This is a genomic window from Streptomyces montanisoli (assembly GCF_017813245.1).
Classification (GTDB): Bacteria; Actinomycetota; Actinomycetes; order Streptomycetales; family Streptomycetaceae; genus Streptomyces; species Streptomyces montanisoli.
Genome location: NZ_JAGIQL010000042.1, coordinates 16,310 through 32,347 on the forward strand (window position 1 = coordinate 16,310; position 16,038 = coordinate 32,347).

Below are 16,038 nucleotides of genomic sequence, written 5' to 3' on the forward strand. Positions count from 1 at the left end.
GCCGCCTCAGCGCTGGAGTACCACCAGATCGTCCTTGTGTACGACCTCGCGCTCATAGGCGGGGCCGAGCTCTCTGGCCAGGTCGCGCGTGGAGCGCCCGAGCAGCTGCGGCAGTTCCTTCGCGTCGAAGTTGACGAGGCCCCTGGCGACCGCCCTGCCGTCCGCGTCCCGCAGTTCCACCGGGTCGCCGGCGCCGAAGTCGCCCTCCACGGCGGCGATCCCGGCGGCGAGCAGCGACGTGTGGCGCTCCACGACGGCGCGCACGGCGCCGTCGTCCAGGGTGAGGGCGCCGCGCGGCGTGGAGGCGTGCGCGAGCCACAGCAGGCGGCCGCGCGAGCGCCGCCCCGTGGGGTGGAAGTACGTGCCGGTCTCGCGTCCCGCTAGCCCGTCGGCCGCGCGGCTGGCGGAGGTCAGGACGACAGGGACGCCCGCGCCCGTGGCGATCCTGGCCGCCTCGACCTTGGTGGCCATGCCGCCGGTGCCCACGCCGGCCTTGCCCGCGCTGCCGATGGTGATCCCCGCGAGGTCGCCGGGGCCGCGCACCTCGCCGACGCGCGAGGCGCCGGGGGTGGCCGGGTCGCCGTCGTAGAGGCCGTCCACGTCGGACAGGAGCACGAGCAGGTCGGCGCGTACGAGGTGGGCGACGAGCGCGGCGAGGCGGTCGTTGTCGCCGAAGCGGATCTCGTCCGTGGCGACGGTGTCGTTCTCGTTGACGACGGGCAGAGCGCCCATCCGCAGGAGCTGTTCGAGGGTGCGGTAGGCGTTGCGGTAGTGGCTGCGCCTGCTGGTGTCGTACGACGTCAGCAGCACCTGCCCCACGCGCACGCCGTAGCGGGCGAAGGAGGCGGTGTAGCGGGCGATCAGCAGCCCCTGGCCGACGCTGGCGGCGGCCTGCTGGCGTGCCAGGTCGCGGGGGCGGCGCTCCAGGCCGAGCGGGGCGAGGCCCGCCGCGATGGCGCCGCTGGAGACGAGCACGACCTCGCGCTCGCCGCCGCGCACCGAGGCGAGCACGTCGACCAGGGCGTCCACCCGGTCGGCGTCGAGCCCGCCCGCGGCGGTCGTCAGGGACGAGGAGCCGACCTTGACGACGATCCTGCGCGCGCCCGTCACGGCGTCGTGCCGCGTGTCGTGCCGCGTCTGCGCCTGCTGCCGTCCCGCTGCCACGTGCTGTGCCCCTGCTCTCCCGCTCGCCGTCCGCCGCCCCGCGCCGGTCAGCGTACGCGTACGGTCCGTGGCGGCGGACACCCTTTTCACCTGCTGGACAGCGGGTCCCGCGGCAGTGTCCCGGGCCCTCACGGCCCGGCCGGTGCGCTCAGTCCGCCGTGGGGCGCAGCGACGCGCGGAAGGCCGTGCTCTCCTCGTAGGTCGGCAGGAGCCCGCGCCGCGCCGCCTCGGCCAGCGAGGGCGCCTGCGCGTCCTTCGGTGACAGCAGCGGCTCGATGCCCTCGGGCCACTCGATCCCGAGGTCCGGGTCGAACGGGTCGATGCCGTGCTCGCGTTCCGGCGCGTAGCCCGATGAGCACAGGTAGACGACGGTGGCGTCGTCGGTGAGCGCGAAGAACGCGTGCCCGAGCCCCTCGGAGAGGTAGACGGCGTGGTGCGTCTCGTCGTCCAGGCGCACGGCCTCCCACGACGCGTACGTGGGAGAGCCGGTCCTGATGTCCACGATGAAGTCGATCACCGCGCCCCGCACGCACTTGACGTACTTGGCCTGGCTGGGCGGCACGTCGGCGTAGTGGATGCCGCGCAGCGTGCCGCGCCGCGACACCGAGCAGTTGGCCTGGGCGAGCGCCAGGTCGTGCCCGTCGGCGCCTTGCAGGTCGGCGGCGCGGAACCACTCGTGGAAGGAGCCGCGGTCGTCGGGAAAGACCTTGGGTTCGTGGATCCAGGCGCCTTCGATGGACAGGGGTCGCATGGGTGACTCAGCTTTCTGGCTCGCGTCGGTGCTCGTGGTGGGGTCCGTCACGCCCGGGAGAGGGCGCGGCGCAGCCTTCTCATGATCCGCCGGGGCAGCGATGCCCGCCTACGGGGGTCACCGGCGAGGGCGGAAGCGGGCGCGAAGGCGGCCCGTCCGTCGGCGCGCACCCGCACGCCCACCGGCAGCGGCGCCCAGCGCGGTGCGCCGCGCCGCGCGGAGGGCACGCCCAGTTCCACCTTCCAGGTGCGGCGGGCCAGTTCGGCGGCCGGGAGGGTCGCGGTGAGCACGGCGCCGCCGTCCCCGGGCGCGAGCGACGCGGGCACGCGCGTGGCGGAGCCGCCCTTGACGGGCTTGAACCGCAGGTCCGCCTCCTGCCCGGCCGCCACGTGCAGCGGTACGGGGACGCGCACGGCGCCGCCCGCGAGCGTGACGTCCTGCGGGGTGAGCGGGGCCAGGTCGCGGTCGATCCAGCTCGTCGCGCAGTCGACGTCGAGGGAGAGGTTCCCGTACCCCTGCGTCCAGTACGGCATGACCAGGCGGCGCGGCTCGCCGGTCAGGGCGCCCCTGCGTGCCTTGTCGACGGTCTCGTCGCGCACGGAGCCGAGGCGCGCGGCCTTGGACCAGCCGCAGGCGATGATGCGCACGTAGATGTCCCAGATGCCGGGGCCGAGCGGGCCGCCGCCGGCGGCCGTGGCCGGGTCCACGGTGGCGCGTGCGCGCAGCACCATGCGGAAGTCGCCCTCGCCCTCGGCCTGTTCGGAGCCTTCGGGCTCCTCGCGCGGCAGCGGCACGCGCTCCACGGTGATCTCGATCGGCTGGTAGAACTCGGCGGCGCTGCTGCGTTCCCTGACGACGAGGCCGACCCGGGCGCCGTCGACGGTGGCGCGCGTGCTCGCGCCGGCCTCGGTGATCGCTGCGAGTGCCTCAGGATCGAACGGCAGGTCGAGCAGGGCTTCGCCGTCCTCGGTGCGGAACCGCAGCGGCTCGCCCCCGATCTGGAATTCGGCGGAGAAGCCGAGGGACAGGCCCGCCTCGCCCCACTCCATGGTCTCGAGACGCCCGGTGGGCTTGATCCCGGCCTCCCAGCGGGCGTACGTCCCGACGTCCTCGAAGCGTCCTGTGGAGATCAGCGCGGCGACGATCTGCTGGGTCGGCTGGAGGCCCGCCGCCACGCCGGGGCCCATGCGCTCACCGACCACGGCGCGGATCTCGTCGTACAGCTCCTTGCGGTAGTCCTCGGGCAGCGAGAGGAACCGCTGCCCGCGCAGCCGCTCCACCATCTCGTTGCGCAGCCAGCGGCGGTAGAGCTTGTCCCGCAGCCGTCCCGGCTCGGTGTTGTGCTCGACCACGTCGAGCGCCTCGCGCAGGTTGCGGAAGTATCCGACCGGGTCGAAGCGCTGGAATCCTGCGTTCGACGCGTCCTCACGCTTTACGTGGTAGTAGCACACGTAATCGCTGAGGACGGAGACGTTCGAGGCCAGGAGATATGCCTCGGCGACGAAGACGTGGTCCTCGAGCCGCCTACGTCCCTCCTTGAAAATGATTTTATGCTTTTCAAGGAACTCCCTGCGGAACATCTTGTGCGGGGTCAGGCTGTCGATCAGCGGCGCGTTGTCGACCGTGGCCTTCGGACGGTTCACCCGGAAGAGTTCCAGCGGAACGGGCCTGCCCTTGCCTGCCATCTTCCCCACGACGATGTCGGCCGCGTTGGCCACGCCGTAGTCGTACATCCGCTCGAGCGCCTCGTCGCCCAGCCAGTCGTCGTTGTCGACGAACATCACGAACTCGCCCTGCGCACGGGCCATTCCGACGTTGCGCGGGCGTCCCGACCAGCCCGAGGGCTCCTCGTGCACGACGTGCATGTGCGGGTGGGCGGCGGCCAGCTCATCCAGCCGTGCGGGCGTCTCGTCGCTCGATCCGTCGTCGACGAAAATGGCCTCGAACTGGTCGTTCGGCAGGCTCTGTCTCAGCAGTGAGGCGATGCAGTCCTCGATGTACTGACCGGGGTTGTACACCGGAATGATCACACTCACCTTGACGGACATGCACCAAGCCCCAACTCGTCCGGAAAAGGCCCCGAGACTTCGAAGCCCGCGTCGCGCCCAGCGTATAAGGCGGCATTCGTGTGGGCGAATCCGCGAAGGATCCGCGAAGGACCGACACAGAATCTGCGTAGGAAACACAGGCGATTCACAGAGTGGCAAAGCCGGGGAAATGAGAACGCCGCCGGGTCGACACCGTACTTCTGCGTGTCGACCCGGCGGCGTGGCGGGATGCCTGGGCCCGCCGTCACCCGGTCAGATTCCCGACGGTCAGTTTCCGACGGCCTCGATGCGCCGGCGGATCGGCGTGAAGGCGGAGCGCGACTTGCGCAGGTCGCGGGCGCGGGTCAGGTCGCGCCAGAAGCTCGCGCCGAGGAGCGCCTCGGGAGAGACGGCGGTCTTGCGCGTCAGGACCTCCTCGGGGACGTCCTGCGGGTCGTCGACGACGTACTCCTTGAGGATCGCGTCGTAGTTGTGCTTGAGGACCGTGCTCGTCGGGTCCATGCCGAAGACCACGAGCACGCCGGTGGGCGCGGTGTCGACCTCGACGACCACGAGGTCGGGGCGGAAGCGCCTGAGCACCTGCGCGACCTTGTAGACGTCGCCGGTCCACGCGTTCGTGTGGCGGTCGCGGGCCGCCTCGTCGATGTCACGCGGGAGCATGTCGTCGAAGACGACGACGCTCGACCACTGCGCGTGCTTCTCGACGTTCATGAAGTCGCGCAGCGCGTACTCGAAGATGTGCATGCCGTCGATGAACGACAGGTCGAGCCTGGGGTCCCCGCCGAACAGGGACAGCGGGTCCCGGCGCGCCAGCGCGCGGAACGGGTTGCGGCCGGGGCGCAGGTGGAGCAGCGGGTCCTTGCGAGCGAAGAAGTCGTCACTGGTCTGCTTGACCAGGTGGACGTCGCAGGCGATCTCCGTCACGACCTTGAACGCCGGGTCGACGGCGACGGACGGTACGCGGGAGAGGGTCAGGCTGCGCCCGTCATTGACCCCGATCTCGAAGTAGTTCCGGGGTTTGTACACGCGGTGCAGTTGGCGTAGGAAGCCGTGGCGGTCCACTGTGGTGCCCTTCGCTGAGAATCACTAAAGATTTTCCTCGATTCCCAGTGAAGTTAGCCCCTGACCGGACGGCTCGTAAACTCCCGGCGCGCGTCAGCCGCCATGGTGTGTCGTCTCACGTTTGGCGTCCAGCAGAGCGGGGAACGCGTCCGCCAGCGCATCGTGCCAGCTCCGCAGGGGTTCGATGCCCGCCGCGCGCCACCGGTCGTGGCCGAGGACGCTGTACGCGGGCCGCGGGGCCGGCCGTACGAACGCCTCGCTCGTGGTGGGCCGCACCCGCGTGGCGTCCGCCCCGAGCAGGCGGAAGATCTCCCGGGTGAGGTCGAACCACGTCGTGTCGCCCGCGTTGGTGCCGTGGTAGACGCCGGCGGGCGCGGTGCCCGCGAGCGCCGCGCGCCCGAGCTTCGCGAGCTGCCCCGCCAGGTCAGCCGTCCAGGTGGGCTGGCCGCGCTGGTCGTTCACCACATCGAGGGTCTCCTTGACGCCTTCGAGGCGGATCATCGTGTGGACGAAGTTGCCGCCGCCCGCGCCGTAGAGCCAGGCCGTGCGCACCACATAGCCGGTGTCCGGCAGTGTCGTGAGCACGGCGCTCTCCCCCACCGCCTTCGTGCGCCCGTAGGCGGAGCGCGGGTCGAGCGGGGCGCCCTCCGCGTACGGGGCGGCCGCGTCGCCGGCGAAGACGTAGTCCGTGGAGATCTGGATCAGCACCGCGCCTGCGGCCGCGCACGCCTCGGCGAGCACGAGCGGACCCCGGCCGTTCACGGCGAGCGCCTCGTCCTCCTTGGTCTCCGCGTCGTCGACGGCGGTCCAGGCCGCGCAGTTGACGACGACGGCGGGGGCGTGCGTTTCGAGCGCGGCCCGCACGGCGCCGGGGTCGGTGATGTCGAGGGCGGCGCGGTCGAGCCCGGTCGCGGGGTCGCCGTCCGCCGCGAGTCTCGCGAGCAGGTCCTGGCCCAGCATCCCGCCCGCGCCCGTGATCAGCCAGCCACCGCTCATCGCCGCTCCGCTCCTCTGCGGTCGTTCCTTTTCCGTCCGTCTGTCCGCGTACCCGTGTGCCCGCGTCAGAGCGCGGCGCGCTCCTTGAGCGGCTCCCACCAGGCGCGGTTGTCGCGGTACCACCTGACGGTCTCGGCGAGGCCCGTCGCGAAGTCCTTGCGGGGCTCGTACCCGAGCTCCTCGCGGATCTTCGCGCAGTCCACCGAGTAGCGGCGGTCGTGGCCCTTGCGGTCGGCGACGTACTCGACGCTGGTGTCCCAGTCGGCGCCGCACGCGTCGAGCAGCAGCCGGGTGAGCTCCTTGTTGGACAGCTCGGTGCCGCCGCCGATGTTGTAGACCTCGCCCGCGCGGCCCTTCGTGCGTACCAGTTCGATGCCCTGCACGTGGTCGTCGATGTGCAGCCAGTCGCGCACGTTGGCGCCGTCGCCGTACAGCGGCACCTGCTTGCCGTCCAGCAGGTTCGTGATGAACAGCGGGATGACCTTCTCGGGGAAGTGGTGGTGCCCGTAGTTGTTGGAGCAGCGGGTGACCCGCACGTCGAGGCCGTGCGTGCGGTGGTACGACAGCGCGATCAGGTCGCTGGACGCCTTGGCCGCCGAGTAGGGCGAGTTGGGCGCGAGCGGGTCGGTCTCGGGCCAGGAGCCCTCGTCGATCGAGCCGTACACCTCGTCGGTGGAGATGTGCACGAACGTCGCGATGCCGGCGCGGTGTGCCGCGTCGATCAGGGTGTGCGTGCCGACGACGTTCGTGCGGACGAACTCGGCGCCGCCGTCGATGGACCGGTCCACGTGCGACTCGGCGGCGAAGTGCACCACCTGGTCGTGCTCGGCCATCAGCTTCGCGACCAGTTCCGCGTCGCAGATGTCGCCCTGCACGAACGAGAACCCGGGGTGGTCGCGCACCTCGTCCAGGTTGGCGGGATTGCCCGCGTACGTGAGTGCGTCGAGCACGGTGACGGAGACGTCACCCGGGCCCGTGGGGCCGAGCACCGTGCGGACGTAGTGGGAGCCGATGAAGCCGGCGCCGCCGGTCACCAGGATGCGAGTGGTCATGAGGAGATCTGCACCTTGCTGTGGTCGCCGAGGACGAGACGGTGGACGGACGGGTTGCGGGGCGCCGGCGTGACCTCGACGTCCCGGCCGATCAGTGAGGTCTCCACGCGGCGCACCCCGCAGATCGAGGAGTTGCGCAGGACGATCGAGTACTCGATCTCGCTGTCCTCGATCCGGCACCCCTCGCTGACGGACGTGAACGGGCCGACGTAGGCGTCCTTGACGACGGTGTTCCTGCCGATGATCGCCGGGCCGACGATGCGGCTGCCGGTGATCGTGGCGCCCTCCTCGATCCTGACCCGGCCGACGATCTCGCTGGCGTCGTCGGCGAAGCCCTCGCACACCGGCTCGACGGTCTCCAGCACCGAGCGGTTGACCTCCAGCATGTCGGTGACGTTGCCGGTGTCCTTCCAGTACCCGGAGATGGTGGTGGAGCGCACGTCGCTGCCCCGGTCGATCAGCCACTGGATGGCGTGCGTGATCTCCAGCTCGCCGCGCCAGGACGGCTCGATGGACCGCACGGCCTCGTGGACGGCCGGGGTGAAGAGGTAGACGCCGACGAGCGCCAGGTCGCTCTTGGGCTCCTCGGGCTTCTCCTCAAGACCCACCACGGCGCCCTCGGCGTCGAGTTCGGCCACGCCGAAGGCGGTCGGGTTGACCACCTTGGTCAGCAGGATCTGCGCGTCGGGCCGGTCCTCGCGGAACCCCTCGACGAGGCCGGTGATGCCGCCGACGATGAAGTTGTCGCCGAGGTACATCACGAAGTCGTCGTCGCCGAGGAACTCGCGTGCGATCAGCACGGCGTGCGCGAGCCCGAGCGGCGCCTCCTGCGGGAGGTACGTGACGCGGATGCCGAACTGCGACCCGTCACCGACCGCCTCGCGGATCTCGTCCGCGGTGTCGCCCACGATCACGCCGACATCGGTGATGCCGGCCTCGGCGATCGCCTCGAGCCCGTAGAAGAGCACGGGCTTGTTCGCCACCGGGACCAGCTGTTTCGCCGAGGTGTGGGTGATGGGACGCAGGCGCGTGCCCGCTCCTCCGGAAAGTACGAGAGCCTTCACTATGCGTATCCCCTGCCGACACGACGATGCGGTACGGGCATGGCCCGCCGGACCGACTGTACCCACATCGGCTGTGCACGGACCGCCGGCTCGGGGACGACGCGGCCCGGCTCGGGGACGACGCGGCCCGGCTCGGGGACGACGCGGCGCGGCTCAGGCCGCCGTGGTCAGCTTGCGTACGCGTCCGCGCACCTTGCGCGCGACGCGGCGCGTCCGGGACACGGGCCTGCGCACCTGCTTGACCGGGGTGATCTTCGTGTCGCCCGACCAGTCCGTCACCGTCACACGGAACGTCTCGATCGGCAGCCCGGCGGTCCGTGAGCCGAAGTGCGGGAAGGCCAGGTAGGGGATCTTGTCGCGGCCCCTGAGCACGATCTCGGGGAGCTTCTTCGCGTCCATGAACCGGAGGACGTCGGCCAGCAGGTCTGATCTGCCGCGGGCTATGCACTCCAGCCGTATGCGGTCGACCACGCGGAAGTGCTTCGCGACGCGGGGGTTCCAGTGCTTCTCCAGGATCGCCTGGCCCCGCGCGACCTTGTCCTCCATGACCCCCTCGGGAGCACGCAGCAGCGGCGGGTTGAACTGCTGGAGCAGCGTCACCCACAGCGGTCTGACCATGATCTTGTCGCGTTTGGCACCGGGCGGGAGGAGTTCCGCGACGAGGTCGGTGATCGCGACCGCCGAGTCGAACCGGTGGGCGTAGGTACCGGACTTGGTGACCTGCTTGCCGTCGTCACGGCCGACGATCCACAGGCACGGCGAGTCGGCCACGACGGAGACGCCGTTGCCGCGCAGGTACGCCTGGAGCGTGAACATCTGGTCCTCGCCGGTGTACAGGCTCGTGTCGAACCGTATGCCCTGGCGGATCAGCAGTTCGCGGCGGAAGAGCTTCTCCGCGCTGAGCGTGTAGATGACTCGCGAGTTGTAGATGTCGGCGCGCTCGACCGTCCGTTTGAACATGGAGTTCGGCGCCTTCCTGTTGACGCCCGCGAGCTTTCCGAGAACGACGTCCGTGCCCGCCTTGTCCGCCATGGCGACCATGCGCTCCAGCGCGTCGTCCGTGAAGTAGTCGTCCGCGTCGAGGAAGAACACGAACCGCCCGCGCGCCATGGAGAGGCCCACGTTGCGGGGTCCGCTCGGGCCGCCCGAGTTGGCCTGGTGCACGACGCGGGTGGGCACGGCCGACCTGGCGGCGAACTCGTCCAGGTACTCCCCGGTACCGTCGGTCGAGCCGTCGTTCACGGCCACCAGCTCGATGCGGTGAGGGCCCAGGGTCTGCGACTCGACGGACTCAAGGCACCGGATCAGGTACGGCATGGCTTCGTATGCGCCCACGACCACGGTCACGTCCGGCGCCTCATAGGTTCTCATCGAGTCTTAAGACAGAGTTCTTACCGTCTTGGTTGTACTACCTGACCATCCCATCGCGTGACTCCTGTCACAGAACGCGAGAACCCGGCGGGCGGGCCCGCCGGGTTCTCCTCGCGCGTCGCTCAGTCGCGCATCGCTCAGTCGTCAGCCGCCCACGGGCGAGTCGTGAGCGTCACGCTCCGGGTCCTTCTCGGGTGCCGAGTCGTCGAGTCCGGTCGCTTCCTCGGGCTCCTCCAAGCGCTTGGCGACGCCCACGTTGCGCGCCTCGGACTTCGCCGCGAGCGCGCGCACGGCCGTGTTGAACTGCTCGATGGACGTGGGCTCCTCGGGGCCGAGGAGATAGCGCTTCAACTCAGTCCTGCGGTCCTTGAGACGGTCGGCACCCGGGTCCGCGACGGCGGCCAGCAACCGGTCGAGCTCCTGCGCCCCGTTGCTCAGGATGACCGCGGCGCGCACGGCGGTGTTCTGCCGGCGGAACTCGTCCTCGCCGAGGGCCGCCGAGTCGGTCACCGCGTACGGTTTGCCGCTCGCGATGAAGTCGGAGACCACGCTGGAGATGTCCGAGACCATGGCGTCCGTCTCGTTGAAGCAGTCGTAGAGACGGGGCTCGGGACCCGTCACGACCTGGTGCTCCCACCAGCCGAACGAGTGCCAGTAGGCGTCGTTCCACTGGGCGCGCAGCCGCTTGGCCTCGTCGAGGCGTGCCTGGTCGGTGAGCGACATCCGGGACTGCTCGGCCTCGTCGCCCGGGGAGCGGCCCGAGGTGGCGATCCGCGCCAGCTTCGCCTCGGCATCGGCCAGTTCGGCGCGGGCGCCCGTCAGCACGCTCCGGGCCTCGGACGCGGCCTCGGTCCAGCGCGGTTCGGCCGCCCGGGCCGCGTTGGCGGCCTCGATCATCGCGGTGATCCGCTCGTGCACCGTCTTCGCGTGCTTGTCCCGGATGCCGGTGAAGGGGTGCGGCTTGTAGATGACACGGACGGGCGGCTCGGCGGCCAGCAGCCGCTTGACGATGTTCTCGCCGGCGAGCAGCAGGGAGGTGTTGCCGGGGTTGTCGTCCCAGCCTTCCCAGGTCGGCGCGTACAGGACGGTCGGGACCGGGTTCTTCGGCGCGCCCGTCCAGGGCTCGATGGGGGCGAGCTGCGGCCTGCCCACCTCGACGATGTCATCGTCGCGGACGCCGACGTCGGCGAGCGCGTACCGGTCACGCCCTGCCCGGCCGGCCGTCCACACCTCGTCGTAGACCTTCGAGTACGGGTTCACGCTGGCGATCTTGTCGCTGTCGCCGTGGCCGATGAAGACGTGCTTCATGGTCGGTACCCGCAGCATGTGGATGTTCTTGCCGACGTTGGCGGCGTACAGGGCGACCCGGACGGTGGACAGGTCGAGGTTCATCAGGTGCGTGCCGCCGGGGACGCAGATCACCGGCACCGAGGTGGGTGCGAGCTGCGCCGCGATGCCCCGCTCGCGCAGGATGATCAACGGCCGGTCGACCTGCTCCATGGTCTCCAGCCACATGTTGACCTGGTAGGCGGACTCCTTGGAGCCGGAGAAGTACAGCACCGTGGCCGGCCGGTAGGCGTGCAGCCAGCCGTCGACGGCCTCCAGGACGTCGGCGGCCGGGGGGACGATCCGGCGGCGGCTGAGGCTGGGAGCGAGAAGCAGGACGTACAGCAGGCCGAGGCCGATCGAGACGGCGACCCCCGCGTATCCGAGCACGAACGTACCCGTGGCGGCGGCGGCGAAGACGCCGGCCTCCATGGGCAGGTCGAGGTGGAGCATCTTCGCGACCGACTGGGCCAGGAGGAACCGCTTGGGCCCGTCCGGAATGCGCACGGCGCTCAGGTCGACGTTGTGGGTGACGACCGGCATCGTGCGGCGCTTCCTGATGAGCGTCACCAGAGCGCCCTGGGTCGCACTGAGCCCGTAGAAGACCAGGAAGCCCGCGACGGCCACGTAGGTGAGCGCGACGCCGGTGAGGTGGAGCCGGGTCAGCAGCAGGATCAGCAGCAGCTGCCGTGCCAGGAAGCGGATCGCCACCCCGGCCCGCACCTTCTCCAGGCGGTTTATGAGGTAGCTGCCGCGCTGGTGCAGATAGCGGTCGGCCACGTACGTCACGGCCGCTGCCACCGCGAAGAACCAGAGGTTCGGAAGGAGTGCGGCCAGCATGACGCAGGGGTAGCCAAGACCCATCAGGACTGCCGCGGCAAGCTCGGACCGGCTGCCCACGCGGGCCAGTCGAATGGCGGTCGAAATCACGGAGAACCTGCTCCAGGGGATGCCGTTTATTTCACGGTTTACGGAAAATGTGAAGGGAGCTCTTACGCAGTCGGGCCTTTGTGGCCATGCGCCGCATTTCCAGCGCATGGCCACAAAGGCCCGAAAGATCCAACTTGGCGACGATTATTACACATCGCCGTGACGGTCCAGCACGGCGGCCAGCGCCTGCTCGAATCCGGAGGCCTCGGACGCACCGCGTGTCGGGTCCTGCTGCCGTACGTCGATGACATGGCCGGTCAGCTCGGACAGCAGCACGTCCAGCGAGGTACGGGCCACGGCCTGCGACGACAGCAGCGAGCCGGCGGGTTCCTCCCCGAAGGCCTTGGTGCGCATCGGCGTCGCCGTGCGCTCCGGGTTCACGCAGTTCACCCGGACGCCCTCGCCCGCCCACTCGTCCGCGAGGGCCTGGGTGAGGTTCACCATGGCAGCCTTGGTGGACGAGTACAGGCTGTATTCGGCACGCCCGCGGGTGTAGCTGCTCGACGTGTACAGCAGCAGCTGGCCCTTAGTCTCCGCCAGGTACTTGTACGAGGCGCGCGCGATCTGGACCGGCGCCAGGTAGTTCACGTTCAGCGCTTCCTGGATGGTGCTGTTGTCCGTCTCGGCGAGCTTGCCGATCCGCAGCACGCCCGCGGTGTTGACGACGTAGTCGATACGGCCGGTCTCCGCGTAGGCCTTGGAGAGGGCGTCGTCCACGTGCTCGGGGTTCTCCACGTGCGTGCCGGTGGTGGAGCGGCCGAGCGCGTAGACCTTGGCGCCGTAGCTCTCCGCCAGGGCGGCGATGTCCGCGCCGATCCCGTAGGAACCGCCGAAGACGACCATGGTCTTGCCCGAGAGCAGCTCCCGGTAGGCGGCCTCGTCAGCCTGCTCGGGGGCGGCCGTCGAGGCCAGCTGGAACAGCTTGTCCGCGATGAAGACGTCGACCGGCTGCGTGACCTTCATGTTGAACTCGTCGCCCGCCACGACGTGCACCGGCACGTCGGGCAGGTACTTGAGGACCACGGAACAGTCGTCGGTCGCCTGGAAGTTGGGGTCTCCCGCGGCGGCCTCGTAGGCACGGCGGATGGTCGAGAGCTTGAACGCCTGCGGAGTCTGGCCGCGCCGGAGGCGCGCACGGTCCGGGATGTCCGTGATGAACTCGCCGTCCTCGCCGTGCGTCCGCGTGACGATGATCGTGTCGGCGGACGGGATGGCGACGTCCACGGCCTGGTAGCGCTCCAGCGCCGCGACACAGTTCGTGATCACGTGCTGCGAGAGCAGCGGGCGCACCGCGTCGTGGAACAGCAGGTTGCGGTCCTCGCCCTCGGCGAGCCCCTCGCCGAGCACGGCGATGGCGCGCTCGGTCGTCTCATTGCGCGTGGCGCCGCCCTCGATGACCTGGCTGACCTTCGTGAACCCGGCCTTCGTGACGATCTTCTGCACGTCGGGCACGAAACCAGGAGCCATGAGCACGATGATGTCGTCGATGCTCTCCGACTGCTCGAAGATCGCGAGGGTGTGCTCGATGACGGCTTTGCCGGCGATCTTCAGCAGCTGCTTCGGGATCGACAGGCCGACGCGCTGACCGGTACCACCGGCGAGAACGACTGCGGTGGTGCGAGGTTTGGTGGTGGAGGGTCCAGACACGGATCGACCTGCCTTGAGGGAGTGGAGGACAGGGTGATGTTCGCACTCTGCGTGACCGTCTCGCAAGGCGGACGCTCAGTGCCCGCCCTGCGACGGAAACCGTCCGTTCACCCGCCGGCCAGGACTCCTGGAAACGCGGTGCGCGACCAGCGGGGAACGGGCGCGGTGACCGACACCACACCGTGGCCGTATCGTCACCGGGAGAACAGGGCCAGGGCGCCTGCCGCATGCCCGGGCGGCGCCGGCGAAGGCCGGAGCCGTCAGCTGAACGGGTCGAAGCCCTCGAACTCGCGTGCCGCCTCGTCCCGTGCCGCGTCGCGGTCCCTGCGGCGCTGCGCCGCCGGGCGCGGGGCCTCGAAGCGGTGGTCCTCGCCGCGCCTGCCGAGCATCTCGGCGCCGGCCGCCATCGAGGGCTCCCAGTCGAAGACGACCGCGTTCTCCTCGGGGCCGATGGCGACTCCGTCGCCCGGCCTCGCGCCCGCCTTCATCAGCTCGTCCTCCACGCCGAGGCGGCCGAGCCGGTCCGCGAGGTAGCCGACGGCCTCGTCGTTGTTGAAGTCGGTCTGGCGCACCCAGCGTTCCGGCTTCTCGCCGCGCACGCGGTAGATGCCGTCGTCCTCCAGCGTCACCGTGAAGCCCGTGTCGTCCACGGCCTTGGGGCGGATGACGACCCGGGTCGCCTCGGTCGGCGGTGCGCTCTCGCGCGCCTTGCCGACGATCTCGGCGAGCGCGAACGACAGCTCCTTCAGGCCGAGGTGCGCGACCGCCGACACCTCGAGGACGCGGTAGCCGCGGGCCTCCAGGTCGGGCCTGATCATCTCGGCCAGCTCCCGGCCGTCGGGGATGTCGACCTTGTTGAGCACGACGAGGCGCGGCCTGTCGTCGAGCCCGCCGTACTCCCGCAGTTCCTCCTCGATGGTGTCGAGGTCGGACAGCGGGTCGCGGTCGGACTCCAGCGTCGCGGTGTCCAGCACGTGCACGAGGACCGAGCAGCGCTCCACGTGCCGCAGGAACTCCAGGCCGAGGCCGCGGCCCTGGCTCGCGCCCGGGATGAGGCCCGGCACGTCGGCGATCGTGAAGACGGTGGAACCGGCGGTGACCACGCCGAGGTTCGGCACGAGCGTGGTGAACGGGTAGTCGGCGATCTTGGGGCGGGCCGCCGACAGCACCGAGATCAGCGAGGACTTGCCGGCGCTCGGGTAGCCGACGAGCGCGACGTCCGCGACCGTCTTCAGTTCGAGCACGACGTCGCCGCCGGTGCCCGGCTCGCCGAGCAGCGCGAAGCCGGGGGCCTTGCGGCGCGTCGAGGCGAGCGCGGCGTTGCCGAGGCCGCCGCGGCCGCCCTGGCCTGCCACGTACGTCGTGCCCTGGCCGACGAGGTCCGCGAGCACCTCGCCGTGCCCGTCGAGCACGACGGTGCCGTCCGGTACGGGCAGCACGAGGTCCTGGCCGTCCTTGCCCGAGCGGTGGCCGCCCTCGCCCGGCTTGCCGTTGGTCGCCCTGCGGTGCGGCGCGTGGTGGTACTCGAGCAGCGTCGTGACGGACTGGTCGACGACGAGCACGACGTCGCCGCCGCGGCCCCCGTTGCCGCCGTCGGGTCCGCCGAGCGGCTTGAACTTCTCCCGGTGCACGGAGGCGCAGCCGTGGCCCCCGTTACCCGCGGCGACATGCAGCTCGACGCGGTCCACGAAGGTGGTCATGGTGTGGTGCCTCCAAGCACGTACGGCGGAGATGGCTGAGCGGAGATGGTCTCTCCTGGCTAACACGCAAAGGGCGGACCCGCTTCCCGAGGGAAGGGGGCCCGCCCTGAGCGCGAAACCGCTGATCGGTCCGGGTCAGGCGACCGGAACGATGTTCACGACGCGGCGGCCGCGGCTGGTGCCGAACTCGACCGCGCCGGCGTTGAGCGCGAACAGGGTGTCGTCGCCGCCGCGGCCGACCCCGGTGCCGGGGTGGAAGTGCGTGCCGCGCTGGCGGACGATGATCTCACCGGCGAGGACGACCTGACCGCCGAAGCGCTTCACGCCGAGCCGCTGGGAGTTGGAGTCGCGCCCGTTCCTGGAGGACGATGCGCCCTTCTTGTGTGCCATGAATCCTCAGTCCCTTACTTCGCGGCCGTGGGGATGCCGGTGACCTTGATCGCCGTGTACTGCTGGCGGTGACCCTGACGACGGCGGTAGCCGGTCTTGTTCTTGTAGCGAAGGATGTCGATCTTCGCGCCCTTGTGGTGGTCCACGACCTTGGCCGTGACCTTGATGCCGTCCAGGACCCACGGGTCGCTGGTGACGGCTTCCCCGTCGACCACGAGCAGGGTCGAGAGCTCGACCGTGTCGCCCACCTTGGCAGTGGAAATCTTGTCAACCTCAACGATGTCGCCGACAGCAACCTTGTGCTGGCGGCCACCGCTGCGCACGATGGCGTACACGCGCATCTCACTCTCACTAGGAACGAAACCCCTGACGCCAGCCGCCCGCACGGCCGAGGGCCATGACAGTCCGGAGTGGATGAGCGGCCTCCCCCGGGGACCGGGAGGTGGGTGCTCAGAGGCGGGCGCGCACGCGGGCGCGCCGATCGCCCAGAATATGCTTGCCGCCGTCAAGGGGTCAAACCGGCGGGCGCCCGGCGAT

General features: G+C 70.3%; 13 protein-coding genes. All 13 read right to left on the reverse strand.

What is annotated here, in order from left to right; translation table 11 throughout:
• Nucleotides 1–6 precede the first annotated feature (6 nt).
• The 13 genes from proB to rplU all read right to left on the reverse strand — a co-directional run bounded on the left by proB (nucleotide 7) and on the right by rplU (nucleotide 15,836).
• Nucleotides 7–1,110 carry a glutamate 5-kinase gene (gene proB / locus JFN87_RS13155; protein ID WP_209340224.1) on the reverse strand — a complete coding sequence of 368 codons (1,104 nt, stop codon included), beginning with the start codon at nucleotides 1,108–1,110 and terminating at the stop codon, nucleotides 7–9.
• Between the two features lie 202 nt (nucleotides 1,111–1,312).
• Nucleotides 1,313–1,915, reverse strand: coding sequence for a dTDP-4-dehydrorhamnose 3,5-epimerase (rfbC, locus tag JFN87_RS13160; protein ID WP_209340202.1), 603 nt, complete (start codon nucleotides 1,913–1,915; stop codon nucleotides 1,313–1,315).
• A 47-nt stretch (nucleotides 1,916–1,962) separates the two neighbouring features.
• Nucleotides 1,963–3,963 carry a glycosyltransferase family 2 protein gene (locus tag JFN87_RS13165; RefSeq protein ID WP_209340203.1) on the reverse strand — a complete coding sequence of 667 codons (2,001 nt, stop codon included), beginning with the start codon at nucleotides 3,961–3,963 and terminating at the stop codon, nucleotides 1,963–1,965.
• 267 nt (nucleotides 3,964–4,230) lie between these two features.
• Nucleotides 4,231–5,025, reverse strand: a complete 795-nt coding sequence (locus JFN87_RS13170) for a class I SAM-dependent methyltransferase (protein WP_209340204.1) — start codon at nucleotides 5,023–5,025, stop codon at nucleotides 4,231–4,233.
• Between the two features lie 93 nt (nucleotides 5,026–5,118).
• Nucleotides 5,119–6,021, reverse strand: coding sequence for a dTDP-4-dehydrorhamnose reductase (rfbD, locus tag JFN87_RS13175; protein WP_209340205.1), 903 nt, complete (start codon nucleotides 6,019–6,021; stop codon nucleotides 5,119–5,121).
• 65 nt (nucleotides 6,022–6,086) lie between these two features.
• Nucleotides 6,087–7,073 (reverse strand): dTDP-glucose 4,6-dehydratase, encoded by a 987-nt coding sequence (rfbB, locus tag JFN87_RS13180; protein ID WP_209340206.1) that lies wholly within the window; start codon nucleotides 7,071–7,073, stop codon nucleotides 6,087–6,089.
• Nucleotides 7,070–8,137 (reverse strand): glucose-1-phosphate thymidylyltransferase, encoded by a 1,068-nt coding sequence (locus JFN87_RS13185; protein ID WP_209340207.1) that lies wholly within the window; start codon nucleotides 8,135–8,137, stop codon nucleotides 7,070–7,072. The genes rfbB and JFN87_RS13185 overlap by 4 nt, the downstream gene beginning before the upstream one ends.
• A 153-nt stretch (nucleotides 8,138–8,290) precedes the next feature.
• Entirely contained in the window at nucleotides 8,291–9,508 is a 1,218-nt protein-coding gene (locus JFN87_RS13190; protein ID WP_209340208.1) for a glycosyltransferase family 2 protein, read from the reverse strand.
• A 144-nt stretch (nucleotides 9,509–9,652) separates the two neighbouring features.
• Nucleotides 9,653–11,764 (reverse strand): hypothetical protein, encoded by a 2,112-nt coding sequence (locus JFN87_RS13195; protein ID WP_209340209.1) that lies wholly within the window; start codon nucleotides 11,762–11,764, stop codon nucleotides 9,653–9,655.
• Nucleotides 11,765–11,911: 147 nt separating this feature from the next.
• Nucleotides 11,912–13,411, reverse strand: coding sequence for a bifunctional cytidylyltransferase/SDR family oxidoreductase (locus tag JFN87_RS13200; protein WP_209340210.1), 1,500 nt, complete (start codon nucleotides 13,409–13,411; stop codon nucleotides 11,912–11,914).
• Between the two features lie 260 nt (nucleotides 13,412–13,671).
• Complete coding sequence (gene obgE, locus JFN87_RS13205; protein WP_209340211.1) at nucleotides 13,672–15,111, reverse strand: GTPase ObgE; 1,440 nt, start codon at nucleotides 15,109–15,111, stop codon at nucleotides 13,672–13,674.
• Between the two features lie 135 nt (nucleotides 15,112–15,246).
• Nucleotides 15,247–15,501, reverse strand: coding sequence for a 50S ribosomal protein L27 (rpmA, locus tag JFN87_RS13210; RefSeq protein ID WP_030911538.1), 255 nt, complete (start codon nucleotides 15,499–15,501; stop codon nucleotides 15,247–15,249).
• Between the two features lie 14 nt (nucleotides 15,502–15,515).
• Nucleotides 15,516–15,836, reverse strand: coding sequence for a 50S ribosomal protein L21 (gene rplU / locus JFN87_RS13215; RefSeq protein ID WP_209340212.1), 321 nt, complete (start codon nucleotides 15,834–15,836; stop codon nucleotides 15,516–15,518).
• Nucleotides 15,837–16,038: the final 202 nt, after the last annotated feature.